Annotated in this window: 22 protein-coding genes; 11 read left to right on the forward strand and 11 right to left on the reverse strand. The window is 72.3% G+C overall.

Annotation, left to right across the window (positions count from 1 at the left end; all coding sequences use genetic code 11):
- Positions 1-8: 8 nt before the first annotated feature.
- Entirely contained in the window at positions 9-665 is a 657-nt protein-coding gene (locus tag BLW76_RS33930) for an RES family NAD+ phosphorylase (RefSeq protein ID WP_091315215.1), read from the forward strand.
- Here the strand turns inward: BLW76_RS33930 and BLW76_RS33935 are convergent.
- Genes BLW76_RS33935 through BLW76_RS33945 form a run of 3 tightly spaced genes read right to left on the reverse strand, consistent with a single transcriptional unit; the run spans position 647 to position 4230 of the window.
- Positions 647-1282 (reverse strand): HAD family hydrolase, encoded by a 636-nt coding sequence (locus BLW76_RS33935; protein WP_091315218.1) that lies wholly within the window; start codon positions 1280-1282, stop codon positions 647-649. The genes BLW76_RS33930 and BLW76_RS33935 overlap by 19 nt on opposite strands.
- Complete coding sequence (locus BLW76_RS33940) at positions 1279-3228, reverse strand: S9 family peptidase (protein ID WP_091315222.1); 1950 nt, start codon at positions 3226-3228, stop codon at positions 1279-1281. The genes BLW76_RS33935 and BLW76_RS33940 overlap by 4 nt, the downstream gene beginning before the upstream one ends.
- A 39-nt stretch (positions 3229-3267) precedes the next feature.
- The gene (locus BLW76_RS33945) at positions 3268-4230 is read right to left on the reverse strand and encodes a TerC family protein (protein WP_091315225.1); all 963 of its coding nucleotides are present in this window, start codon (positions 4228-4230) and stop codon (positions 3268-3270) included.
- Positions 4231-4534: 304 nt separating this feature from the next.
- On the opposite strand from BLW76_RS33945, the gene BLW76_RS33950 reads away from it, so the two are divergent.
- Genes BLW76_RS33950 through BLW76_RS33965 form a run of 4 tightly spaced genes read left to right on the forward strand, consistent with a single transcriptional unit; the run spans position 4535 to position 9316 of the window.
- Positions 4535-7408 carry an alpha/beta fold hydrolase gene (locus BLW76_RS33950; RefSeq protein ID WP_091315228.1) on the forward strand — a complete coding sequence of 958 codons (2874 nt, stop codon included), beginning with the start codon at positions 4535-4537 and terminating at the stop codon, positions 7406-7408.
- On the forward strand, positions 7405-8328 hold the full coding sequence (locus BLW76_RS33955; protein WP_167384821.1) for an ABC transporter permease: 924 nt from the start codon (positions 7405-7407) through the stop codon (positions 8326-8328). Before BLW76_RS33950 ends, BLW76_RS33955 begins: the two co-directional genes overlap by 4 nt.
- 6 nt (positions 8329-8334) lie before the next feature.
- Positions 8335-8529: a hypothetical protein gene (locus BLW76_RS33960; RefSeq protein ID WP_244170447.1), complete on the forward strand. Its 195-nt coding sequence runs from the start codon at positions 8335-8337 to the stop codon at positions 8527-8529.
- A gap of 46 nt (positions 8530-8575) precedes the next feature.
- Positions 8576-9316: an enoyl-CoA hydratase/isomerase family protein gene (locus BLW76_RS33965; RefSeq protein ID WP_091315231.1), complete on the forward strand. Its 741-nt coding sequence runs from the start codon at positions 8576-8578 to the stop codon at positions 9314-9316.
- On the opposite strand, the gene BLW76_RS33970 is transcribed toward BLW76_RS33965, so the two are convergent.
- The gene (locus tag BLW76_RS33970) at positions 9313-9816 is read right to left on the reverse strand and encodes an SRPBCC family protein (protein WP_091315233.1); all 504 of its coding nucleotides are present in this window, start codon (positions 9814-9816) and stop codon (positions 9313-9315) included. The two genes, BLW76_RS33965 and BLW76_RS33970, sit on opposite strands and share 4 nt — an antisense overlap.
- Before the next feature lie 226 nt (positions 9817-10042).
- Here BLW76_RS33970 and BLW76_RS33975 point away from each other — a divergent pair, with 226 nt between their 5' ends.
- Both BLW76_RS33975 and BLW76_RS33980 read left to right on the forward strand, forming a co-directional pair.
- The gene (locus BLW76_RS33975) at positions 10043-11428 is read left to right on the forward strand and encodes a S28 family serine protease (protein WP_091315235.1); all 1386 of its coding nucleotides are present in this window, start codon (positions 10043-10045) and stop codon (positions 11426-11428) included.
- A gap of 60 nt (positions 11429-11488) precedes the next feature.
- Positions 11489-11881 (forward strand): VOC family protein, encoded by a 393-nt coding sequence (locus tag BLW76_RS33980; protein WP_091315237.1) that lies wholly within the window; start codon positions 11489-11491, stop codon positions 11879-11881.
- 1 nt (position 11882) lies between these two features.
- Here BLW76_RS33980 and BLW76_RS33985 read toward each other — a convergent pair whose 3' ends face one another.
- From BLW76_RS33985 to BLW76_RS50100, 4 genes are all read right to left on the reverse strand, one after another.
- A complete protein-coding gene (locus BLW76_RS33985) occupies positions 11883-12230 on the reverse strand; it encodes an MmcQ/YjbR family DNA-binding protein (protein WP_091315240.1) in 348 nt (115 codons plus the stop codon).
- A 187-nt stretch (positions 12231-12417) separates the two neighbouring features.
- A complete protein-coding gene (gene uvrB / locus BLW76_RS33995) occupies positions 12418-14574 on the reverse strand; it encodes an excinuclease ABC subunit UvrB (protein ID WP_167384822.1) in 2157 nt (718 codons plus the stop codon).
- Between the two features lie 46 nt (positions 14575-14620).
- A complete protein-coding gene (locus BLW76_RS34000; protein ID WP_091315244.1) occupies positions 14621-15250 on the reverse strand; it encodes a carboxymuconolactone decarboxylase family protein in 630 nt (209 codons plus the stop codon).
- 10 nt (positions 15251-15260) lie between these two features.
- Entirely contained in the window at positions 15261-16889 is a 1629-nt protein-coding gene (locus BLW76_RS50100; RefSeq protein WP_143060734.1) for a DUF5685 family protein, read from the reverse strand.
- Positions 16890-16989: 100 nt separating this feature from the next.
- Between BLW76_RS50100 and BLW76_RS34020 the strand changes: the two genes are divergently transcribed.
- Positions 16990-17508: a ribonuclease FAU-1 family protein gene (locus BLW76_RS34020; protein WP_091315246.1), complete on the forward strand. Its 519-nt coding sequence runs from the start codon at positions 16990-16992 to the stop codon at positions 17506-17508.
- A 66-nt stretch (positions 17509-17574) separates the two neighbouring features.
- Positions 17575-19083, forward strand: coding sequence for an ArnT family glycosyltransferase (locus tag BLW76_RS34025; RefSeq protein WP_091315249.1), 1509 nt, complete (start codon positions 17575-17577; stop codon positions 19081-19083).
- On the opposite strand, the gene coaE is transcribed toward BLW76_RS34025, so the two are convergent.
- Positions 19080-20264 carry a dephospho-CoA kinase gene (coaE, locus tag BLW76_RS34030; protein ID WP_091320208.1) on the reverse strand — a complete coding sequence of 395 codons (1185 nt, stop codon included), beginning with the start codon at positions 20262-20264 and terminating at the stop codon, positions 19080-19082. The genes BLW76_RS34025 and coaE overlap by 4 nt on opposite strands.
- 121 nt (positions 20265-20385) lie before the next feature.
- On the opposite strand from coaE, the gene BLW76_RS34035 reads away from it, so the two are divergent.
- A complete protein-coding gene (locus BLW76_RS34035) occupies positions 20386-20631 on the forward strand; it encodes a hypothetical protein (protein ID WP_091315251.1) in 246 nt (81 codons plus the stop codon).
- A 7-nt stretch (positions 20632-20638) separates the two neighbouring features.
- Here the strand turns inward: BLW76_RS34035 and BLW76_RS34040 are convergent, their stop codons facing one another.
- Positions 20639-21136, reverse strand: a complete 498-nt coding sequence (locus BLW76_RS34040; RefSeq protein ID WP_091315253.1) for an OsmC family protein — start codon at positions 21134-21136, stop codon at positions 20639-20641.
- A gap of 163 nt (positions 21137-21299) precedes the next feature.
- Between BLW76_RS34040 and BLW76_RS34045 the strand changes: the two genes are divergently transcribed.
- Complete coding sequence (locus BLW76_RS34045; protein WP_091315255.1) at positions 21300-21914, forward strand: TetR/AcrR family transcriptional regulator; 615 nt, start codon at positions 21300-21302, stop codon at positions 21912-21914.
- Between the two features lie 70 nt (positions 21915-21984).
- Here the strand turns inward: BLW76_RS34045 and rpsA are convergent, their stop codons facing one another.
- The gene (rpsA, locus tag BLW76_RS34050; RefSeq protein ID WP_003098851.1) at positions 21985-23484 is read right to left on the reverse strand and encodes a 30S ribosomal protein S1; all 1500 of its coding nucleotides are present in this window, start codon (positions 23482-23484) and stop codon (positions 21985-21987) included.
- Positions 23485-23695: the final 211 nt, after the last annotated feature.

Here is a 23695-nt window from a genome sequence, read left to right on the forward strand (position 1 = left end):
CCCGACCCATGGCCCGGCTTCCGCTGCCGCCCGCCCGATCCGTCCTGGTCCGGCAGCTGAACCGCGCCGACGACGTGGTGACGGTCCAGCCCGCGACCAGGCTCGTGCGGATCTTCACCGCGCACGGCAGACACCCCCAGCAGTGGAACTCGTTCCGCTACACCGGCCCGCTCCCGCACGGCCGGTTCGACCAGCAGACGCCCGGCCGGGGCGGCGCGCCGGTCACCGATCCCGCGAACGGCGTCCTCTACTTCGGCCTCACCGTGCGCACGTCGGTGGCCGAGGTCTTCCAGACCAGCTCGACGGTCGACCGCCGCACCCGCGGTCCCCGGCTGGTCGTCGTCCGCCCGACGCGCACCCTGCGCCTGCTCGACCTGACCGGCCTCTGGCCGACCCGCGTGGGCGCGTCGCAGGAGATCTCCAGCGGGCCGAAGAAACTCACGCAGGCGTGGGCCCGCGCGATCCGCGGGGCGTTCAGCGACCTCGACGGCCTCTGGTACCGCTCGTCGATGGACTCCGGCGACCCCGCGATCTGCCTGTGGGACCCGCCGGCGGGCGCCGCGCTGCCCATCGCGCCGGACGTGCTGCTGCCGCTGGACCACCCCGGCCTCGACGTCCCGCTCGGCCGGGTCTGCGAAGAGCTCAACTACACGCTGCTGAACTGAGCCTCGAGCACCGGAATGACCGCCCGCAGGTCCGGGCCGTCGACCGCGTGGGTCGCGACGGCGCGGGCGGCCGGCGTCGCGTTGAAGGCGATGCTGACCCCGACGGCGGCGAAGAGCGGCAGGTCGGACCGGCTGTCCCCGATCGCGGCGCACCGCTCCGGCGCAAACCCCTGTGCCAGCGCGAAGTCGCGCTTGCCGTACTCGTCGAAGTGCTCGGCGACGCCGCCGGTGTAGCGCCCGCCGACGGCTTCGGGCACCGGCCCGCAGTAGGCCGCGAACCCGAACCGGCCGGCGAGCAGGCGGCCCACCGGCGTCCACGCGAGCGTCGTCAGGATCGGGCGCAGGTCGTGCTCACGGCACCACGTCACGGTCTCGGCGATGCCGTCGACCAGCGGCAACGTCGCCAGGCGGGCCAGGATCTCCGCCTCGGTGTGCCCCGCCCAGCCGCGCGCGTCGATGATCGACGCCTCCTGGTTGGTCATCGTCCCCGCGACGTACGCCTCCTCGGCCGCGACGAGCTCGGCCTCGTGCCCCAGCGCCGCGGCCACCCACGCGCACGAGCTGGTGCCCGGCACGAGGGTGCCGTCGACGTCGAAGCAGACCAGCCCGCGCGTCACAGGTGCCGGGCCCACCACTCGAGGACCGCCTCGAAGCGCTGGACGCGGTGCCGCGGCCGGCCCGAGCGGCTCAGCTCGTGGCCCTCGCCCGGGAACAGCAGCATCTCCGCCGGTGCGCCCGCGCGGCGCAGGGCCACGAACATCCGCTGCGCCTGCTCCAGCGGACAGCGCCAGTCCTGCTCCGAGTGCACCACCGCGAACGGGATCTTGATCTTCTCGGCGTGGTGGAGCGGCGACCGGTCGCGCTGCACCTCCGGTGAAGAACCGATGTAGGCGTCGACGAAGAAGTAGCCGATGTCCGAGCTGCCGACCATCGAGTCCCACGCGTTGACCGCGCGCTCGCTCCACGCGGCCTTGAAGCGCTCGCCGTGGTGCGCCGCCAGCCAGCTCGTCATGAACCCGCCGTACGACCCGCCCATGATGCCGACGCGGGAGGCGTCCAGGTCCGGCCGCTCCAGTGCCTTGTCGAGCAGCGCCAGGACGTCGTCGACGTCGACCGTGCCGAAGCCGTGCGTGATCGCGTGGCCGTGCGCCTGCCCGTAGCCCGACGACCCGCGCGGGTTGCCGACCACCACCGCGTAGCCCGCCGACGCGTACACCTGCGCCTCGTCGAACAGCGCCCACTCCTGCTGGGTGAACGGGCCGCCGTGCACCACGCGCAGCACCGGGTGCGGGCCCTCGCCCTCGGGCAGCACCAGCCAGCCGTGCACCGGGTAGCCGTCCGGCGCGGTGGTCTCCAGCTCGATCATCGGCCGGATGCCCTTGTCCCGCAACGGCTGCGAGTAGTCCGTCAGCACCCGCGGTGCGCCGTCGCCGAGCAGCACGACCTCGCCCGCGGTCGACGGCGTCGCGACCACCGCCGCCAGCACCGAGCCGTCCAGCGTGAACGACCGGACCGCGGCCTGGTCCGCGTAGACCACCGCGAGGTCGGCCAGCGGCGCCTCGACGGCGTCGACCGCGACCGCGCGCAGTTCCACCGCACCGCGGTGGCGGACGGCCACCAGGACGTCGTCCCCGCGCGGGACCGGCGGGCCCGCCGCGGCTTCGCAGTCCACCGTCTCGGCGTCGGTGAGCCGCCGGGCCTTCACCGGGCCGGCGCCGAACTCTGGCGTGGCCGCGTACAGCCCGGTGGGCGTGGCTTCGTGGTGCTCCGCGAAGGACTGCCCGAAGTAGAACAGGGTGCCGTCGGCGCCGAACGCCGGCCGCTCCGAGTAGCCCTCGGCGCGCACGAGCACCTCGGGCTCGCCGCCCTCGGCGGAGATCGCGCAGACGTCGCGGAAGTCGCTCTCGGCCGCGCCCCAGTCCGGCGGCGCGGTGAAGACCACGCGCGTGCCGTCCGGCGTCCACACCGGGTGGGCCGCGTCGAATTCGGCACCGGTCAGCGGCTCGAGGCCGGCCGGCTCGGCGGTGTCGGTGGTGTCGGTGACGAACAGCCGCTGCATGCGGTCGCGCACGAAGCCGACGTCGTCGAGCCGGTAGTCCATGCGCGTGATCCGGCGCGGCACTTCGGCGGCCGGCTCCGGCGTCTCGCCGTCGGCGTCCGGCGTGCCGTAGCGGCCGGCCTCGGGCACGCGGGCGGTGAACGCGATCCGCCGCGAATCCGGCGCCCACACCGGTTCGCCGGCCCCGAGGGGCAGCGACGTCAGGCGCCGGGCTTCGCCGCCGTCGGCCGGCATGACGTGCAGCTGCGGGCTGCCGTCCGCGCCGGTGCCCTCCCCCGCGCGGAGGAACGCCACCCAGCGCCCGTCCGGGGAGATCGCCGGGGCGGAGTCGCGCGGACCGTGGGTCCACGCGGCCTCGCCGCCGCCGTCGAGCGCCACGCGCCGCACCGCGCCGTGCGTGGCGTTCGCCGTCAGGTCAGGTCTCTTCAGCGCCGTGAGCAGCAGGTTCCCACGCAGGGCGGGACGGCCGGGGACGACGAGGTGTTCGATGTCGGCAGGACGCACGTCCCGACCGTACCCGAAATCCTTAGCGGTGCGAACGAGTTACGCGGCGACCTGCTTGCGCTCCTCGCGCCGCGCCTTGGCCAGGCTGGCCACCGTGGTCACGGTGAGCACGACGACGATCACGCCGAGGGACACCCAGTTGTTGATGTCCAGCCAGTCCGGCACGACGTGGTACTCGTGCAGCGCGTGCAGGAACAGCTTCGCGCCGATGAAGGCGAGGATGACCGCGAGGCCGTAGCTGAGGTAGACCAGCTTCGTCACCAGGCCGCCGAGCAGGAAGTACAGCTGCCGCAGGCCCATCAGCGCGAACGCGTTGGCGGTGAAGACGAGGAACGCCTCCTGCGTGATGCCGAAGATCGCCGGGATCGAGTCGACCGCGAACAGCAGGTCGGCCGAGCCGATGGCCACGATGACCAGCAGCATCGGCGTGATCATCCGCTTGCCGTTCTGCTTCACCGTGTACTTGTGGCCGTGGTAGTCGTCGGTCACCGGGAAGAACCGGCGGACCTGCCGGGTGACGGCGTTCTCGTGGTACTCCTCGTCCTCGCCCTTGCCGCGGAGCATGCTGATCGCCGTCCAGATCAGGACCGCGCCGAACAGGAAGAACACCCAGACGAACTGCGCGATCAGCGCGGCGCCGATGGCGATGAAGACGCTCCGCATGGCGAGCGCGAGCAGGATGCCGACCAGCAGCACGCGGTGCTGGTGGATGGCGGGCACCTTGAACGAGCTCATGATGATCATGAAGATGAACAGGTTGTCGACGCTCAGCGAGTACTCGGTGATGTACCCGGTGAAGAACTCGACACCCGGGTCGTGGCCGGCGAAGACCCACACGCCGATGCCGAAGACGATCGCGCACGAGACGTAGAAGATGACCCAGCGAGCCGCTTCCCCCGTGGTCACTTCGTGCGGCTTGCGATCGACGATGACCAGGTCAAGCGCGATCAGCGCGAGCAGGCCACCGATCGTGGCGATCCACAGCCACAGGGGGACAGTCATGGAACCAGAACCTCCGGATAGTGCGCAGCAGCAACTAACCGGAGGTCTCTTCCGCCGGTGGAACCACCGGCCGACGGTGCCGGGGGCGCAGGGCCACCGTGCTGACGACACCGCCGCGAAGGAATACTCCCCTCACAGCCGCTCCAGTGTGCAGGTTCCCCCCGCCGGAACGCCAGCCGAGATCGCCTACGTCACCAGGTTGGTCGTGTAATTCCGGTCACTTCGGTCCACCAGGCGGTCCGGAACGTGTGATCACTGTGAGTTCCGGAGGACACTCTCAGGAAACTTCACCTACGGTCACGTCGTGCCCCGACTCCCGCTCCCGCGCACCCGCCGAGCCCGGCTCACGGCGCTCGGCGCCGTCGTGGCGGTGCTCGCCGCCGCGACCGTCCTCTGGGCGACGCGCGACACGGCCCCGCCCGCCGTGCCCACCCAGGACGCCCTGCTCGACATGCCGGCCGCGCCCGGCTCGGCCGAGCAGGTCAAGATCGACACGACCACCTACCTCCCGGCCACCGTGCCCGCACCGGCGGTGCTGCTCGCGCACGGCTTCGGCGGGGACAAGAACAGCGTCGCCGACGACGCCCGCGAGCTCGCGCGGAAGGGCTTCGTCGTGATGACGTGGTCCGCGCGCGGCTTCGGCAAGAGCACCGGCAAGATCGGGCTCAACGACCCGGACGGCGAGGTCGCCGACGCGAGCCGCCTGATCGACCGGCTCGTCGCCCAGCGCCAGGTGACCCTCGACGCCAACGGTGACCCGAAGGTCGCCGTCACCGGCGCCTCCTACGGCGGCGCGCTGTCGCTGCTGCTGGCCGGCACGGACAAGCGCGTCGACGCGATCGCGCCGGTGATCACCTACAACGACCTGGCCCAGGGCCTGATCCCGAACGCGGCGACGCCCGCGACCACGACCTCCGGCACCCCGGCCGCCGGCGCCTTCGCGGCCGACGGCGTCTTCAAGAAGAGCTGGGCCGGCATCTTCTTCTCGGCAGGCTCGGGTGCCGCGGCGAGCGGCTCGCCGTCCGCCGAGGCGCCGGAAGCCGGGCAGGAGACCGACACGGGGGCGACCGGGGCCGCGGGCACCGCCGCCGGCGCGGCAGCCGCCCTGCCCGCCGGGCCGCCGGGTGCGGGCGGGCCGCGAGGCGGGCCCGCCGACCCCTGTGGCCGGTTCACCGCCGCGGTCTGCCGCGCCTACACCGAACTCGGCACCACCGGGCAGGCGAGCCAGGCGAGCGTCGACCTGCTGCGCCGCGTCTCCCCCGCGTCCGTCACGAGCAAGATCACCGTGCCGACGCTGCTGGTGCAGGGCGAGAGCGACACGCTGTTCGGCCTCGACCAGTCCGACGCGAACGCCCGGCAGATCACCGCGGCCGGCGGCAAGGTCAGGACGATCTGGTACACCGGCGGCCACGACGGCGGCAAGCCCGGCCCGCAGCTGCGCGGCAAGATCGCCGACTTCCTGTGGACGGCGCTGGACGGCGGCGACCCGGGCACCGGCTTCAGCTACGACGTCCAGGGCACGTTGCGCGCCAACGGAACCCCGTCGGTCCGCACGGTCAACGCCGCCGCCTACCCCGGGCTGACCGGGCCGGCCACCGAACGGCGGCTGCTGGCGCTGAACGGGCCCGCGCAGCCGGTCGTGCGCCCGGCCGGGGCGAACCCGGCGGCGGTGAGCGGGATCCCCGGCCTCAACGGCGTCGCGAGCAGCTCGTCGCGGCTGGGCGCGCTGTTCAGCAACGACCCGCCCGGCCAGGCCGCGCAGTTCAGCACGGCCCCGGTCGACAGCCAGGTCGTCGTCAGCGGCGCGTCGACCGTGCGGCTGCAGGTCGCCGCGGACCCGGCGCACCCGCAGCCGGACGCGGTGCTGTTCGCGAAGCTCTACGACGTCGGGCAGGACGGTTCGCGCGTGCTGCCGGCCAACGCCATCGCCCCGTTCCGGGTGAGCGGGCTGCCCGCCGACGGCACCCCGGTCGACGTCACCGTGACGCTGCCCGGCATCGTCCGCCCGATCGAGGGCGGGCACTCGCTGCGGCTGGTGGTCGGCACCACCGACCAGGGATACGCCGCGCCGGCCGCGCCCGCGGTGTTCCGGATCGGGCTCGCCGCCGGGGGCACCGGGCTGGCCGTGCCGGTCGTGCCGGGCAAGTCCGTCGGCTCGCCGGCCCCGGTCGGCCAGCTCGTCGGCATCGCCGTCACGCTGGCGATCGGCCTCGCCGCGGTGTTCTTCGCGGCGCTGCGCCGCCGCCGCGCCACCGACGTCGACCCGGCGCTCGCCACCACGCCACTGGTCATCGAAGGGCTGCGCAAGCAGTACGCGGGCGGGTTCGTCGCGGTGCAGGAGCTGTCGTTCCGCGTCGAGCCGGGCCAGGTGCTCGGCCTGCTCGGGCCGAACGGCGCCGGCAAGACGACCACGCTGCGGATGCTGATGGGCCTGATCACGCCGACCGCGGGCAGCATCCGCGTGTTCGGGCACAAGATCACCCCCGGCGCGCCGGTGCTCTCGCGCATCGGCTCGTTCGTCGAAGGCTCCGGCTTCCTGCCGCACCTGTCCGGCCGGGAGAACCTCGAGCTGTACTGGGCGTCGACCGGGCGGCCCGCCGAGAAGGCGCACTTCGCGGAGGCGCTGGAGATCGCGGGGCTCGGCAACGCGGTCGAACGGCGGGTCCGGACCTACAGCCAGGGCATGCGGCAGCGGCTGGCGATCGCCCAGGCGATGCTCGGCCTGCCGGAGCTCATGGTGCTCGACGAACCGACCAACGGGCTCGACCCGCCCCAGATCCACCAGATGCGCGAGGTGCTGAAGCGGTACGCCGCGACCGGCCGGACCGTGGTGGTGTCGAGCCACCTGCTGGCCGAGGTCGAGCAGACCTGCACGCACGTCGTGGTCATGCACCGCGGCTCGCTGGTCGCCGCGGGCGAGGTCGGCGAGCTGGCCGCCGCCGGCGGCGAAGCGACGTTCCGGGTCGACGACCCGGCCGTGGCCGCGGCGGCGCTCAAGGCGCTCAGCGGGGTCACCGACGTCGACGTCGACGGCGACCTCGTGCACGCCAACCTCGGCGAGCTGCCGCGGGCCGACGGCGTGGCCGCGCTGGTGCGCGCCGGTGTCGCGGTGGAGCAGGCCGGGCCGAGGCGCCGGCTGGAAGACGCGTTCCTGCAACTGGTCGGAGATCAATCATGAGCGAGGGTGTGCACACCGATCCGCACGCGCTCGACGAGCTGAGCGACGTCGCGTCGGCCGAACACGCCGGCGTCGGGGCGGATGGCGCGGTCGAGGGCTACAGCGCCCGGCGGACGCTGCGGCTCGGCGTCGAGCTGCGGCGCCAGCTCAAGCGGCGGCGGACGCAGTTCCTGCTCGGGTTCGTCGCGCTGCTGCCGTTCATCCTGGTGATCGCGTTCGAGCTCGGGCAGTCGAACCCGAACCGGCGCAGCGGCGGGTTCGTCGACCTGGCCACGGCGTCCGCGCCGAACTTCGTCGTGCTGGCGCTGTTCGTGTCGGGGACGTTCCTGCTGCCGATGATCGTCGCGCTGTTCTTCGGCGACACCATCGCCAGCGAGGCGTCGTGGTCGAGCCTGAAGTACCTGCTGGCCGTGCCGGTGCCGCGGCAGCGGGTGCTGCGGCAGAAGGCGATCGTGTCCGGGCTGCTGTCGGCGTTCGCGCTCGTGCTGCTGCCCTTGGTGTCCCTCGGCGTCGGGGTGCTCTGGTACGGCGCGGGTGACGCGATCAGCCCGACGGGTGACGCGGTGTCCTTCGGCGACAGCCTGCTGGCCATCGCGCTGTCCACTGTGTACATCATCCTGCAGCTGGCGTGGGTGGCCGGGCTGGCGCTCGCGCTGAGCGTGGTGACCGACGCCCCGCTCGGCGCGGTCGGCGGCGCGGTGCTGGTGGCGATCGTGTCGCAGATCCTCGACCAGATCACGGCGCTGGAGGGGCTCCGCAACTACCTGCCGACGCACTACGCGTTCTCCTGGATGGACCTGATCTCGACGGACGTCGACTGGACCAACCTGGCAAGCGGCCTGCTCTCGGCGGCGATCTACGGGACGGTGTTCTTCCTCTTCGCCGGGCGGAGGTTCGCGCGGAAGGACATCACCAGCTGACCCTCGATGAACGCGGTGTTGGGCCGGGTGCTGGTCGAGAACGAGACGGAGGTCGCGCGGACCTACCTGGACCGCGTGACCGAGCTGGGCCTGCGCCGCGCCGCCCGGATGATCGGCCTGAAGTCCCCCTCGGCCGGCTGCCGATCCTGGAGGAGCTCGCCGAACTCGTGCGGCGGGAGCGCTTCGGCGTCGTCCGGTTGAGCGAGAGAACCTGACCGGGCCGCCGGGCCGCGGTACGGTCGGGCTCGTGCCGATCACCCTGGACAGCCACCGCGACGTCGCCGTGCTCCGGATCGACCACGGTGGCGGCAACACCCTCGACACGGACTCGTGCCGGGAGCTGGTGCGGCGGATCGAGGACGCCGAGCAGGCCCGTGCCGTGGTGCTCACCGGCACCGGCGGCATCTTCTGCGCGGGCGTCGACCTCAAGCGGATCGAGGCGGGCGGCGCGGCGTACGTGTCCGAGTTCCTGCCGCTGCTGTCGGACGCGCTGCTGGCGGTGTTCGGCTGCCCGCGGCCGGTGGTCGCCGCGCTCAACGGGCACGCCGTCGCCGGCGGCGCGGTGCTCGCCGCGGCCTGCGACCGCCGGGTGCTGGGCACCGGCCGGATCGGCGTGACCGAGCTGCTCGTCGGGCTGCCGTTCCCGTTGGCCGCGCTGGAGATCCTGCGCTGCGCCTACGGGACCACGCGGCTGCCTTCGCTCACCTACCCGGGTGAAACCTGGGGCGGCGAGGAGGCACTGGCCCGGGGGCTGGCCGACGAGGCGGCGCCCCCGGCGGAGGTGCTCGAGCGGGCCGTCGCCGTCGCGAGCCGGCTCGGCGACCTGCCCGCCGAGCCGTTCGCCCACACCAAGGCCCAGATCCGGCAGCCCTTCCACGAGCGGATCGCCGAGTACCGCCACTCCGACGACCCGCAGGTCGAGCGGATGTGGCGGTCCGTCGAAGCGCTCGCCGCCGTGAAGTCCTATGTGGACAGAGTGCTCCGCTAGGCGGCGTGCACGCCGCTTTCGACCAGCGCCTTAATGCCTTCGATCGTCTTCTGCATGTTGGTCTGCAGCTCGCCGAGCCGCATCGCGACGATCTCGTCTTCGTGCTCGGGCATCGTGCCGATGATCGTCGTCAGGTTGGACGGGCCGGGGCCGATCTGGGCCCACTCGCGCAGGATCGTCCCTTCGCCGTCCGGGACGAGTTCGAAGCGCCACGACGCGGCCGGGTTGGTCACGTCCATCACGGCCCACGCGAACAGCCGCTCGGGCTCGTAGCCGGTGACGGTCGAGACCGTCTCCCACTCCCCCGCGACCGGGTGGGAGTTGCGGCCGCGGAACTGCGCGCCGAGGCCGGGCTCGGCGCCGTCGACCCAGCCGCCACCCTGGAACTCGGTGGAGAACCGGGCCGGCAGGTCGACGTCCAGCAGCCAGGACCAGACTTCGGCCGGTGCCGCGGCGATGCGGACCTCGACCTGGGTCGTCGGGCAGTCGGAAACCTTCATGGCGGACCCCTCGCTCGATGACGGTGCCTTACCGGTTCGGACCGTAACGTGGCGCCGATCACGTCGACAACTCGCACGGTGCCCGCGGTTGCGCACGCCGGGAGACGCGGCGCCACCCGCCGAAAGTCGGAACCTGACCGATTCTGCGCCCGGACAGCCGATTGCCGACCACCGCCGGTTCTGTGAGGGTCCCACGGAAGGGGTTCGGGAGCCGGGAGGGTGCTCGATGCGCAGAATGTTCACCGCGGGTGCGGTCCTGCTCGCGCTGGCCGGCCTGGCGCCGGCGGCCGCGGCGGCGCCCGACATCAAGGCGGAACTGCAGCGGATCCCGGGGCTGACGGTCGTTTCCGAGGACGCGGCGCCCGCGGGGTTCCGCTTCTTCAAGCTGACCTACACCCAGCCCGCCGACCACCGGCACCCCGGCGCGGGCACGTTCCAGCAGCGCTTCACCTTGCTGCACCGCGACTTCGCCGCCCCGACGGTCGCCTTCACGAGCGGCTACAACGTCAGCGGCTCGCCGAACCGGTCCGAGCCGACGCAGATCGTCGACGGCAACCAGCTGTCGATGGAGTACCGCTACTTCACGCCGTCCCGGCCCGAGCCGGAGAACTGGGCGAAGCAGCTGACGATCTGGCAGGCGGCGGCCGACGAGCACCGCGCGGTGCAGGCGTTCAAGGCGATCTACCCGGGCAAGTGGCTGGCCACGGGCGGCAGCAAGGGCGGCATGACCGCGACGTACTTCCGCCGGTTCTTCCCCGACGACGTCGACGCGACGATCCCGTACGTCGCCCCCAACGACGTCATCGACCCGGTCGACGTCTACAACCGGTTCCTGTCCCGCGTGGGCAACGACCCGGCCTGCCGCGACGCCCTGAAAGCGATCCAGCGAGACGCGCTGAAGCGGCGTGACGAGCTGGGCGCGATCGCCGCGGCGGACGCGGCGGCGCGCGGGCTGACGTTCTCGATCGTCGGGTCGGCCGACAAGTCCCTCGAGATCTCGGTGATCGACTCGTACTTCGCGTTCTGGCAGTACCAGAAGCAGGCGGACTGCGCGACGGTCCCGAAGGCGGGCGCGCCCGCGGCGGAGGTCTACGCCTGGTACGAGAAGGTGGAGAGCCTCAACACCTACTCCGACCAGGACCTGGCGCCCTACGTCCCGTACTACTACCAGGCGGCGGTACAGCTGGGCTCGCCCGAGTCGTACGACGGCTACCTCCGCGACCTCCTGCGCTACCCGGGCGCCAACCGGCCGAAGACGTTCGTGCCGGCGTCGATCCGCCTGCCGCGCTTCGACTACCCCGCGATGCCGGACATCGACTTCTGGGTGAAGTCCCGCGGCACCAGGCTGTTGTTCGTGTACGGCTCGAACGACCCGTGGGGCGCGGAGCCGTTCGAGCTGGGCTTCGGCAGCCGCGATTCGTACCGCTACTACGTCCAGGGCGGCAACCACGGCGCGAAGATCGCCCAGCTGGCCCCGGCCGAAGCCGCGGCGGCCACGGCGACGATCCGCCGCTGGGCCGGCCTGCCGCCGGCCACGTCGCCGGCTCTTCGTTCGGCACCCGCCGGCTTCCCGGACTTCGACGCGGACCTGACGCCCCGCGCGCGGCTGTGACTTTCCTCAGGCCGGGCGTACTCTCACCACACCCTGACGGCCCGGCCTGAGGAGGCGAGGATGCCTCGTCCCGTCCACTTCGAGATCCACGCGGGTGACCCCGAACGCGCGGTGGCGTTCTACACGGCGGTGTTCGGCTGGAAGTTCGAGCGCTGGGGCGATGCGCCCTACTGGGTGATCAGCACCGGCGAAGGCGACGGAATAGACGGCGGGCTGCTCCCCCGCCAGGGCCCGGCGCCCGAGGCCTCGGCCCCGATCCACGGCTACGTCAACACGATCGACGTGGCGGACCTGGACAAGGCACTGGGCGAGGTCAACCGCGCGGGCGGAACGCTGGCCCTGCCGAAGAACCCGGTCCCCGGCGTGGGCTGGCTGGCGTACTGCACGGACACGGAGGGCAACGTCTTCGGGATGCTGCAGCCGGACGAGAACGCGCCGGCGCCGGAGCAGTGACTCAGGGCCGCTTGGCCTTGGGCAGCCGCCGGACGATCGCCTCGTAGGAGGCGTCGATCAGCTCCTCGAGCTCGGCGTCGGGCACGCCGGCGCCGAGCTCGACGCGGTTCCAGCCGTAGCGGCCGAGGTAGTCCATGACGCTGACGGCGCCCGGGTACCGCGCCCGCAGCTCGGCGGCTTCGTCCTTCGTGGCCCCGCATTTGACGGCGATGGTGCCGGGCTCGTCCTGGCCGATGAAGGCGAAGCCCTTGCCGCCGACCTTGGCGACGAGGACGTGCTCGCCGAACGGATAGGTCTCTTCCGCGCCGGGCTTGGCGAGGCAGTAGGCGACGACGGCTTCGACGTTCACGGCTTCACCTCGACCAGCTCGAGATCGGTCCGCGGGAAGCCGTCGCCGATGCAGAGCAGCGGTTCACGCGCGAGCTTGGCCGTGGCGTAGCTGTCGCAGTCCCCCGTGCCGAGCTTGACCGGGTGGTGCCGACCTCCGCCGCGAGCCGCTCCGTTTCCGGGTCCTTGATGTTCATCGCCGTGGCCCGCTACTTGATGCCGGCCGCGTCCATGCCCCTCAGCTCCTTCTTCAGGTCGGAGATCTCGTCACGCAGCCGGGCCGCCAGTTCGAACTGCAGGTCGCGCGCCGCCTGCATCATCTGGTCGGTCATCTGCTGGATCAGGTCGGCCAGCTGGGCGCGCGGCATCGCCGAGACGTCCTTGTCGACCAGCATCCCGGAGCTGCGCACCCGGTCGCCCTGTTCGGGCTTCTTGCCGCGCGAGGAGTTGCGGCCCGAGCCGCCCACCGAGACCTGCTCGGTGTCCTCGGCTTCGCTGTACACCCGGTCGAGGATGTCCGCGATCTTCTTCCGCAGCGGCTGGGGGTCGACGCCCCGCTCCTCGTTGTAGGCGACCTGCTTGGCCCGGCGGCGGTCCGTCTCGTCGATCGCGTGCTGCATCGACTCGGTGATCTTGTCCGCGTACATGTGGACCTCGCCCGACACGTTGCGCGCCGCGCGGCCGATCGTCTGGATCAGGGACGTCCCGCTGCGGAGGAAGCCCTCCTTGTCGGCGTCGAGGATCGCCACCAGCGACACCTCCGGCAGGTCGAGACCCTCGCGCAGCAGGTTGATGCCGACCAGCACGTCGAAGTCGCCCGCCCGCAGCTGCCGCAGCAGCTCGACGCGCCGCAGCGTGTCGACCTCCGAGTGCAGGTAGCGGACCCGGATGCCCAGCTCCAGCAGGTAGTCGGTGAGGTCCTCGGCCATCTTCTTCGTCAGCGTGGTGACCAGGACGCGCTCGTCCTTGTCCGCGCGCTCGCGGATCTCGTGGACCAGGTCGTCGATCTGGCCCTCGGTCGGCTTCACGACCACCTTCGGGTCGACCAGGCCGGTCGGGCGGATCACCTGCTCGACGAACTCACCGCCCGCCTGGCCCATCTCGTACGGCCCCGGCGTCGCCGAGAGGTACACCGTCTGCCCGATCCGGTCGGAGAACTCCTCCCAGGTCAGCGGCCGGTTGTCCACCGCGCTCGGCAGGCGGAAGCCGTACTCGACCAGGTTCCGCTTCCGCGACATGTCGCCTTCGTACATGCCGCCGATCTGCGGGACCGTCTGGTGCGACTCGTCGATCACCAGCAGGAAGTCGTCGGGGAAGTAGTCGATCAGCGTGGCCGGCGCCGAGCCCGGCCCGCGGCCGTCGATGTGCCGCGAGTAGTTCTCGATGCCGGAGCAGAAGCCGACCTGGCGCATCATCTCGATGTCGTAGGCCGTGCGCATCCGCAGCCGCTGCGCCTCCAGCAGCTTGCCCTGCTTCTCCAGCTCCGCCAGGCGTTCCTCGAGCTCCTTCTCGATGCCCTGGATGGCCTTTTCCATCCGCTCCGGGCCGGCGACGTAGTGCGTGGCCGGGAAGATCCGGACCTCGTCGACCTCCTTGACGATGTCGCCGGTCAGCGGGTGCAGGTAGTAGAGCTTCTCGACCTCGTCGCCGAAGAACTCCACGCGGATCGCGAGCTCTTCGTAGGCCGGGATGATCTCGACCGTGTCGCCCCGCGCGCGGAACGTGCCGCGCGCGAAGGCGATGTCGTTGCGCGTGTACTGGACGTCGACCAGGGCGCGGAGGAAGACGTCCCGGTCGAGCTGCATGCCGACCTCGAGCTTGCTCGAGCGGTCGAGGTACGACTGCGGGGTGCCCAGGCCGTAGATGCAGGAGACACTGGCGACCACGATGACGTCACGCCGCGAGAGCAGGTTCATCGTCGCCGAGTGCCGCAGCCGCTCGACGTCGTCGTTGATCGACGAGTCCTTCTCGATGTAGGTGTCCGTCTGCGCGATGTACGCCTCGGGCTGGTAGTAGTCGTAGTAGCTGACGAAGTACTCGACCGCGTTGTGCGGGAAGAGCTCGCGCAGCTCGTTCGCCAGCTGGGCGGCCAGCGTCTTGTTCGGCGCCATCACCAGCGTCGGCCGTTGGACGCGCTCGATCAGCCACGCGGTGGTGGCCGACTTGCCGGTGCCGGTGGCGCCGAGCAGCACGATGTCCTTCTCGCCCGCCTTGACCCGGCGTTCGAGCTCGTCGATGGCCGCCGGCTGGTCGCCGGCGGGCTGGTAGTCACTGATCACCTCGAACCGGCCGCCGGTCCGCGGGATCTCCGAGACGGGCCGGAAGTCGGACTGGGCGAGGACGGGGTGTTCGGTTGCGAAAGCCACGTCGACCAGAGTAGGCCGCCCCACCGACAATTTCCGTCGGCCCTGGTCAGCGGGCTCGGAAGACCGTGGTCGAGGTGACATCTGCGCCGTCGACGGCGCAGTGCAGGACCGCGCCGGGGACGGCGTCGTCGGCTTCACCGTCACCTGCAGCGAAGCAGGCGACCAGCACCCGGCCGGGGCCGGTGGCCTGCACCTCGGTGCGCGGGAACTCGGCGAGCACGCCGGCGACCTCGCCTTCGGCCGCCGCCAGGTGCGCGAGGACCACTTCGCGCGGCGACGGCGGCGGCGGGATCGGCAGGCCGTGGCCTTCGAAGAGCCGGTTCAGCTGGTCGGCGGCGGAAACCGCGCGCGGAAACCCGGCGAAGGCGGCGGTCTGGACGACGACTTCGCAGACTTCGGCGGGCGCCAGCCCGGCGGCGAGCCCGGTCCGGAGGTGGACGCTCAGCGGCGGCCCGGCCATCCCGGCGGCGACGATCGCGGCGAGCGTGGCGGCTTCGCGGGTGCGGGCGTCGAGCGCCGGGCGTTCGTGGAGGTGGCCGTAGACGGTGCCGACGGCCAGCTCGCCCAGCGCCGGGACGGTGGCGAAGAGGGCGTCGAGCCGGGCCTCCCCGCCGTCGACGAGCCCGGCGAAGGTTTCCCGGCCCCGCTCGTGGAGGCCGGCCATCGGGTCGGTCATCGTGCCCTCCTCAGCCGCAGTCACAGCAGGAACAGCAGTCACAGCAGTCGCAGTCGCAACCCCAGGCGTCGTGGGGTTTTCCGCTGAAGGGACCAGGGTAGGGGTCGCGGCAGCAGAACTGGCAGGTGCAGCACATGTAGGGGATGAGGGCGCAGCCGAGGAAGGCGTTGCGCTTCTTCGGGGGGACGGCGAATTTGGGGTACCAGAGGCCGCCGCCCTTGCCGTCGTACGGGCCGGATTTGCCGTGCTTCGGGTCCTTGGGGCCGCCGGGACCTCCGGGGTCGTCGGGGCCACCCGGGCCGCCAGGACCACCCGGGCCGCCGGGACCACCCGGGCCACCTGGGCCACCCGGGCCACCCGGGCCACCCGGGCCACCTGGGCCACCTGGGCCACCTGGGCCGCCCGGGCCGCGGCCGCCTGGGCCGTTCGGACCGCTTGGACCGCCCGGGCCACGTCCGCCGGGAGCGCCCGGCGGCGGAACCGGGCCCGGCGGCGGGAACCCGTGCGGCTGCGGAGCGCCCCAGCCGGGCGGAACTTGGTGCGGGTGCTGCTGCGGCGCCGGCCCGCGCCCGATCCACCCCGGCGGCGGCTCGTGCGGGTGCTGCTGCGGAGCGGGCCCCCGCCCGATCCACCCGGGCGGCGGCTGCTGCCCCACGGGACCGCCCGGCCACGAGCCGAGCTCGGGCGGCGTGCACTCGCTGCCCGGTTCGGAGGAGCCTTCCCCCGAGCTCAAGCCGTGGCTGTGGCTGTGGCTGTGGTCGTGGCCGGGCAGACCATGGCCGTGCAGGCCGTGGCCGAAGGCTCGCCGCACCGCTTGTCTCAACTCATGGACCAGCAGCGCGTGCACCAAAGCCGGCTCGGTGAACTCCGCCTCGCGCAACGCCAGCTCCACCCCCAGCACCGCGTCGTCGCACAGGCGGCGGGCCTCCTCCGGGTCCGTTCCCGTCGCCAGCAACGGGTTCCACGCCCCCGCCGCCGCGTCCGCCGGGTAGTCCTCGACCGCGTCCAGCAGGTGTGCCACCCGGCCGAACAGGCGGCCCGCCTCCGCCAGGGCTTCGCGGTTGCCCGGTTTGCCCGCCAGCTCCGCCGTGCGGGCGAAGGCCGCCGCCGTGGCTCGCTCTGCCGGTTCCGTCGCGCACAGCGGCGAGTCGCCCTCGCGGACCGACGACTCCAGTGCGGCCTGGCCCTCGACCGCCTCCGTCAGCACCCTCGTGTCGAACCCGACCCGGCCGCCCGTGCGGCTGCCCTGCTCGGTCCAGCGGGCCGCGACGCGGCGGGCGGCCGCCGCCACCGGGCGCCTGCCGAACGCGCCGTCGCGGTCCTCGACGTGGTCGCCGACCTTCGCCGCCGCCAGCACGAGGGACACCGCCGCCGCCAGCTGGGCTCCTTCGCCGCGGGCCACCGAGGCCGTCCGCATGCCGCGCAGGGGGCACGGACCCGCTTCGCGCCGGCCGTCCGCGCGGGGTGCCTGCGCCTCCACCAGGACGGAGATGATCAGGCCGTCGTAGTTGGTGACGACACGGGCGAGCTGGCCGTGTTCGTCACGCAGCGTCAGGCACAACCCGCACAGGTGCGCCATCCAGTCCGCGTGCAAGCCTTCGGCCAGCCGGTGCCGGCACGGCCTGATGATCCCGAACATCGCCCGTTCCCCCTCGTTCGTCCGGCGCACCCTAGCCCGAACGTGTGACGGCCGTGGCGGGAGTGCGCGTTTCGTGACCGGCCCGGCAAGGATGACCGGCATGGCCGCTCCGCACCCCCCGAAGGTCGAGGTCTTCGACCCCGCCGCGCGCTCGAACACCGACCCGAAGGGCATCCGGCGGGAGGTCGAGGAGTTCCGCCAGGAGCCGTTCGGCCTCTACCTCGCCCGCCCGACGCCGGGCCGCGCGCAGTTCCACTACCTCGAGTCGTGGCTGCTGCCCGGGCTCGGCCTGCGCCTGACCGACTTCTGGTTCTCCCCCGGCCACGAACGCGACCAGGACTTCTACCTCGACGTCGTCCGCGTCCACCGCGACGGCCCGCGCTGGGTCGCCACCGACCTCTACGTCGACATCGTGCTCAAGGACAAGCTCTCCCTGCGGGTGATCGACACCGACGAGCTCCTGGAGGCCGTCGAAGCGGGCCTGGTCACCGCCGAAGAGGCCGAGTACGCGCTGAAGACCACCTACGCCGCCGTCGAGGGGCTGGCCGCGCACGGCTACGACCTCGCCGCCTGGCTGGCCACCCGCGACATCGCGCTGACCTGGCGGCGCCACCCCTGACCCCGGCGGCGCCGAACCCGCACGTAGGGTGCGGGAAGACCGGCGCCGACGAGGAACAGGAGCACGATGGACGCCGTGGCCACGGCCCCCGACCAGGCGAAAACCGCCCTCGCCCCGTTCGCCCGGCGCCCGGTCCTGCTGCTCGCGGCGGGCACGGCCACCGCGCTGCTGCTCACCGCCGGCCGCTACGGCTACTTCGGCGACGAGCTGTACTTCCTCGCCGCCGGCAAGCACCTGGCCTGGGGTTACGCCGACCAGCCGCCGCTCGTGCCCGCCCTCGCCTGGGCGATGAACACCCTCGCTCCCGGCTCCCTGGTCGTCTTCCGGCTGCCCGCGATCGCCGCGACCGCGGCCGGTGTGGTCGTCACCGCGCTGATCGCCCGCGAACTCGGCGGGCAGCGCAAGGCGCAGGCCCGCGCCGCGGCGGCGTACGCGATCTGCGGGCAGTTCGTCGGCAGCGGCCACTACCTCGCGACCTCGACGATCGACCCGCTGCTGTGGACGCTCGTGCTGTGGCTGCTGGTCCGCTGGGTCCGCACCCGCGACGACGCGCTGCTGGTCTGGCTCGGCGTCGTGACGGCGGTCGCGCTCAACGGCAAGCTGCTCATCGCCGCGTTCTGGGTGGTGGCCGGGCTCGCGGTGCTCGTGTTCGGGCCGCGTGACCTGCTGCGCCGCCCGAAGCTGTGGCTCGGCGCCCTGATCGCCGCCGGCTCCCTGGTCCCCACGCTGCTCTGGCAGCGCGCGAACGGCTGGCCGCAGCTCGGCATGGGCGACGCGGTCGGCGCCGAGGTCGACGCGGCGGGCGGCCGGGCGAGCTTCGTCCCGAACCTGCTGGCCGGCGCCGGCTGGGTGATCGGCGCGCTCGGCGTGCTCTACGGCCTCGCCGTGCTGCTGGGCAGCAGGCAGCTGCGGCCGTACCGGTTCCTCGGCTGGACGGCGCTGGGAGTCGCCGCGGTCTTCCTGGTCGCGAACGGGCGGTACTACTACGCGGCCGGGATGTTCGGCGTGCTGTGGGCGGCCGCCGCGGTGCACGTCGAAGCGCGGGAGCCCGCTCGCTGGTGGCGGTGGGTGCCGACCTGGCCGGTGTTCGTCGTGTCCGCCCTGTTCAGCCTGCCGTTCACGCTCCCGGTCTGGCCCGCGCACTGGCTCGTCGAGCACCCGGGCGCGCCGCGGCCCGCGTACGCGGCCGAAGAGATCGGCTGGCCGGACCTCGCCGCCGACGTCGCCGCCCTGTACCGGACGGCGCCGCCGGACACCGCGATCGTCACCGGCGGGTACTGGCAGGCGGGCGCGCTCGACCGGTACGGGTCCGAGCGCGGCCTACCCGAGGCCGCCAGCCCCAGCCGCGGATTCTGGTACTTCGGCCGCCCGGCCGACGACACCCGCAACGTGCTCTTCGTCGGCTACGACCCGGCGAAGATCGCGAAGCACTTCGGCGCCGCGAGGATCGTCGGGCAGGTCGGCAACCGGCTCGGGATCCGCAACGCGAGCGAGCACATGCCCGTCTGGCTGCTCACCGACCGGACCGGGAGCTGGGCCGAGGTCTGGCCGCAGCTCAAGGACATGCGCGCCTAGGGCGTCCAGCCGGTGGCCGCCGCCCACTTCTCCGCGCGGGCGAACACCCCGTTGACCCACTCCTGCTTCTCGTCGGCGTAGGCCGCGACGTTCCCATCGGCGGCGTGCGCCTCGGCCAGCCGCAGCTTGACGTCGCGGTAGTCGTCGCGCTCGTCCGGGTTCACCCGCAGGAAGTCGCGGAAGAGCAGGGCGAGCCGCCACGCGGGCGTCTCCTGCGAGCGGACGTGCAGGTTCACCGCCCGCTTCGGGTCGGCGCCGACGTGCAGGCGTTTGGGCCACGTGCCGTCGCCGTCGAGGGCGTCGTCCCACCAGTCCCCGGCCAGCCGCGGGAACCCGGCGTCGGCCAGCAGCTCCCGCAGCGTGTCCGCGTCGTCCAAAGTGGACACCGTGAGCTGCAGGTCGACGACGTCCTTGGCGGGCAGGCCGGGCACCGCCGTCGAGCCGATGTGGTCGGCACGGAGCGCCAGCCCGCCCGCCGCCGCGCGGACCCGGGCCAGCACCCGCTCGGCCTGGACGGGCCAGGTGAGGTCGTAGCCGGCGATCTTCGGCGACACCGGCGGCCGCGGCCGGCGCAGCCGGACGTTCGCCTCGAACGGCACCAGCCGGTCCGCCCACAGCGCGTCGACCTCGGCCAGCACGGCGTCCTCGGCGCCGCCGTTGTCCAGCCAGACGTCCGCGACGGCGCGGCGCTGCTCGGTGCTCGCCTGCGCCCGGATCCGCGCCCGCGCGTCCTCCTCGGCCATCCCGCGCGCCGACACCAGCCGCCGGACCCGCACCTCGACCGGCGCGTCGACCACCACGACCAGGTGGTAGGCCGTCGCGAGAGCGTTCTCGACCAGCAGCGGGATGTCGTGGACGACGATCGCGTCCGGCTTCGCGGCCGCCATCAGCTCCCCGGTGCGGGCGCCGACGAGCGGGTGCACGATCGCGTTCAGCCGGCGCCGCGACTCGTCGTCGGCGAACGCCTTCGCGGCGAGCACCGGCCGGTCCAGCGAGCCGTCCGCGGCGAGGATCTCGGGACCGAACTCCGCGACCAGCCGGGCGAGCCCCTCGGTCCCGGGCTCGACCACCTCGCGGGCGATCCGGTCGGAGTCCACCAGCACGGCACCGTGTTCGGCGAGCCGGCGCGCCACGGTCGACTTCCCGGCCCCGATCCCACCCGTCAACCCCACACGCAACATGCCGATCACCCTAGTCACGCGCGTGACTCAACCGATATCCGGACACGCCGCGTTGGTTACCCACATCGACCCACGCGGGTGCGTACGGTGCGCGCGACAGCGTCGCCCACGCGGAGGAACGATGGCGGACAGCAAGCACGCCGGGAGGCACCGGCTCGGCACGCCGGGGCTGGTGCACTGCCTTGTCCACCGCCCGGTGGCCGAGGCGCTGGCCGGCTACCAGCGCCCTTGGCTGAGCACGCTGCTGGTCCCGGCCAAGCACAGCTTCGCCGGCCTCCGCCGCAAGGCCCGCGTGGCCGCCCTCGAGCGCATCTGGGTCCCGACGGTCGGCCCGCGGCCGGCCGCGGTGACCGTGCGCGCCGCCTGACCCAGTGTCAACCGAGGCTTCGCCTCGGGCCGGGGGCTTCGCCACCCGGGCCCCCTTGAAAGCGGCCGATTCCCCGCGTTTCGATCGCGATCTCCGACGACAGCGTCCGGTGCACCGGGCACTTGTCGGCGATGAGCATGAGCTTGGCGCGCTGCTCGTCGTCGAGGTCGCCTTCGAGCTCGATCTCGCGGGTGATCCGGCTGAGCAGGCCGCGCTCGGTTTCGCACCGCGCGCAGTCTTCGGCGTGGATGCGGTCGTGGCGCAGCCGGATGGTCGCCCTGGTCAGCGGGATGCCCTTGCGGTCGGCGTACATCCGCAGCGTGATGGCCGTGCACGAACCCAGTGACGCGAGGAGCAGCTCGTACGGGTTCGGGCCGGCGTCGGCGCCCCCGACCGCGACCGGCTCGTCGACGAGCAGCGTGTGGGTCGCCGTGGTGACCTGCTGTGTGTAGGTGCCGTCGCCACTCGCGGTGACGACGACGGTGCCGGGCTCGGGGTGATCCATCCGCGTGCAGTCCTCTCGGCGCGCGTCACCGACGATCCGGACATCCGGAACATTCCCAAGACGCGGCGGATATCGTATCTTCTGCTGCGGGTGGGTCACCCGGACGCCGCCCTGCGCCCGGCTGCCGCAAAGGGGGTGCGCCGTGGCTACCAGGCACTTGCCGATGCGCCCGGCCGATCAAGGCGGCCGCGAGCGCTTTCTCGACGCGGCGCTGTCGGTGCTCGTGGACCGCGGGGTCCCCGGGCTGACCGTCCGCGGCGTGGCCGAGGCGGCCGGCGCGTCGACGCTCTCGGTCTACGCCCGCTTCGGCGGCCGCGCGGGCCTGCTCGACGCCCTGTACGAGCGCACGTTCGACTCGCTGCGGGAACTGCTGGAGGGGCTGCCGCCGTCGACTCGGGACGGCCTCGCGGACCTGCTGCACCTCGCGCTGGAGTACCGGCGGTTCGCCCGCGAGAACCCGACCCGCTACGCGCTGATGTTCGAGCGCCCGGTGCCGGACTTCGACCCGGACCCAGGCCTGCGGTCGGCGGTGCTGCGGACGACGTTCACGCTGTTCATCACCCGGGTCCAGCGGGTGTGCCCGCCGGGCACGGACGCCCGCTCGGCCGCGTACCAGCTGTGGACGGCGATGCACGGGCTGGTCGGCGCGGAGCTGATGATGGCCTCGCGGCGGCCGTTGCCGGACTGGTTCATCCCACCGACCGACGAGGCCAACGAGGCCATGTACCGCGACGGCGTCACCGCCATGATGGCCGGACTCGGCCTGCGCAACCACTGACCACGGCAAACGCGAAGAACCCCCGGCCCACGAGGGGCCGGGGGTTCAGCTCAGCTCAGAGAGCTAGTGCTCACGCACCGCCGGAGAGCTTCTCGCGGAGCGCCGCGAGCTGCTCGTCGGAGGCGAGGGTGCCACCGCTGCTCTTGGAGTCGGCCGGGGCCGAGCCCGAGGTGTAGCTTTCCGCGCCACCCTCGATGCCGGTCGCCGCGTCCGCCGCCGCTTCGGCGTCGGCCTCGACGGCCTTCTGGACCTGCTTCATGTGGGCCTCGTAACGAGTGTGCGCCTCGGCGTACTGGCGCTCCCACTCCTCACGCTGCTTGTCGAAGCCTTCCTGCCACTCCTGGGTGTCCGGGTCGAAGCCTTCGGGGTAGATGTAGTTGCCCTCGGCGTCGTACTCGGCGGCCATGCCGTACTGGGTCGGGTCGAACTCGGTGTCCGGCGTGACACCCTCGTTCGCCTGCTTCAGCGACAGCGAGATGCGACGGCGCTCGAGGTCGATGTCGATGACCTTGACCATGACGTCGCCGTTGACCTGGACGACCTGCTCCGGGATCTCCACGTGGCGCTCGGCCAGCTCGGAGATGTGGACCAGGCCCTCGATGCCCTCTTCGACGCGCACGAACGCACCGAACGGAACCAGCTTGGTGACCTTGCCCGGCACGATCTGGCCGATCGCGTGGGTGCGGGCGAACTGGCGCCACGGGTCTTCCTGGGTCGCCTTCAGCGACAGCGAGACGCGCTCGCGGTCCATGTCGACGTCCAGAACCTCGACCGTGACCTCCTGGCCGACCTCGACGACCTCGGACGGGTGGTCGATGTGCTTCCAGGACAGCTCGGAGACGTGCACCAGGCCGTCGACGCCACCCAGGTCCACGAAGGCACCGAAGTTGACGATGGACGACACGACGCCCTTGCGGACCTGGCCCTTGGCGAGCGCGTTGAGGAACTCGCTGCGCACCTCGGACTGGGTCTGCTCCAGGTAGGCGCGGCGGGACAGGACCACGTTGTTGCGGTTCTTGTCCAGCTCGATGATCTTCGCCTCGAGCTCGCGGCCGACGTACGGCTGCAGGTCGCGCACGCGGCGCATCTCGACCAGGGACGCGGGGAGGAAGCCGCGCAGGCCGATGTCCAGGATGAGGCCGCCCTTGACGACCTCGATGACGGTGCCCTTGACGGGCTCGTCCTTCTCCTTGAGCTCCTCGATCGTGCCCCAGGCGCGCTCGTACTGCGCACGCTTCTTGGACAGGATCAGACGGCCTTCCTTGTCCTCCTTCTGGAGGACCAGGGCTTCGACCTCATCGCCGACGGTGACAACCTCAGCCGGGTCGACATCGTGCTTGATGGAGAGCTCACGCGAGGGGATGACACCCTCGGTCTTGTAGCCGATGTCGAGCAGGACCTCGTCGCGGTCGACCTTGACGATGGTGCCCTCGACGATGTCGCCATCGTTGAAGTACTTGATCGTCTTGTCGATCGCCGCGAGGAAGTCTTCCTCCGACCCGATGTCGTTGATGGCGACCTGCTGGGGCCCGGTGGGGGCGGTCGGGGCGGTGGCGGTGTCGGTGGTCATTAGGCGGGTTGCTCCGGTGGATGGGAATCGAGGGTTGGCAGTTGTCGGCGCCATGGGCGGCATGCGACGACCCTGCAAGCAAACGTCCACCAGTGAACGACCGCGGCATGACCCCGCATACGGTGCGCGACCCGAGTCCCAACCAGAAGCTGAGCGGAAGGCAGCGCGAACCCACTGCGCTAACACTTATCCTACGCGGCAGCCGCTAGGC

Origin of the sequence: Amycolatopsis tolypomycina, assembly GCF_900105945.1 — a bacterium.
GTDB classification, from domain to species: domain Bacteria; phylum Actinomycetota; class Actinomycetes; order Mycobacteriales; family Pseudonocardiaceae; genus Amycolatopsis; species Amycolatopsis tolypomycina.

Coding starts and splice junctions, on each gene's coding strand:
- BLW76_RS33930 (WP_091315215.1), top strand. CDS start 9: ATGGCCCGGCTTCCGCTGCCGCCCGCCCGATCCGTCCTGGTCCGGCAG.
- BLW76_RS33945 (WP_091315225.1), bottom strand. CDS start 4,230: ATGACTGTCCCCCTGTGGCTGTGGATCGCCACGATCGGTGGCCTGCTC.
- BLW76_RS33955 (WP_167384821.1), top strand. CDS start 7,405: ATGAGCGAGGGTGTGCACACCGATCCGCACGCGCTCGACGAGCTGAGC.
- BLW76_RS33960 (WP_244170447.1), top strand. CDS start 8,335: ATGAACGCGGTGTTGGGCCGGGTGCTGGTCGAGAACGAGACGGAGGTC.
- BLW76_RS33970 (WP_091315233.1), bottom strand. CDS start 9,816: ATGAAGGTTTCCGACTGCCCGACGACCCAGGTCGAGGTCCGCATCGCC.
- BLW76_RS33975 (WP_091315235.1), top strand. CDS start 10,043: ATGCGCAGAATGTTCACCGCGGGTGCGGTCCTGCTCGCGCTGGCCGGC.
- BLW76_RS33980 (WP_091315237.1), top strand. CDS start 11,489: ATGCCTCGTCCCGTCCACTTCGAGATCCACGCGGGTGACCCCGAACGC.
- BLW76_RS34000 (WP_091315244.1), bottom strand. CDS start 15,250: ATGACCGACCCGATGGCCGGCCTCCACGAGCGGGGCCGGGAAACCTTC.
- BLW76_RS50100 (WP_143060734.1), bottom strand. CDS start 16,889: ATGTTCGGGATCATCAGGCCGTGCCGGCACCGGCTGGCCGAAGGCTTG.
- BLW76_RS34020 (WP_091315246.1), top strand. CDS start 16,990: ATGGCCGCTCCGCACCCCCCGAAGGTCGAGGTCTTCGACCCCGCCGCG.
- BLW76_RS34025 (WP_091315249.1), top strand. CDS start 17,575: ATGGACGCCGTGGCCACGGCCCCCGACCAGGCGAAAACCGCCCTCGCC.
- coaE (WP_091320208.1), bottom strand. CDS start 20,264: ATGTTGCGTGTGGGGTTGACGGGTGGGATCGGGGCCGGGAAGTCGACC.
- BLW76_RS34035 (WP_091315251.1), top strand. CDS start 20,386: ATGGCGGACAGCAAGCACGCCGGGAGGCACCGGCTCGGCACGCCGGGG.
- BLW76_RS34040 (WP_091315253.1), bottom strand. CDS start 21,136: ATGGATCACCCCGAGCCCGGCACCGTCGTCGTCACCGCGAGTGGCGAC.
- BLW76_RS34045 (WP_091315255.1), top strand. CDS start 21,300: ATGCGCCCGGCCGATCAAGGCGGCCGCGAGCGCTTTCTCGACGCGGCG.
- rpsA (WP_003098851.1), bottom strand. CDS start 23,484: ATGACCACCGACACCGCCACCGCCCCGACCGCCCCCACCGGGCCCCAG.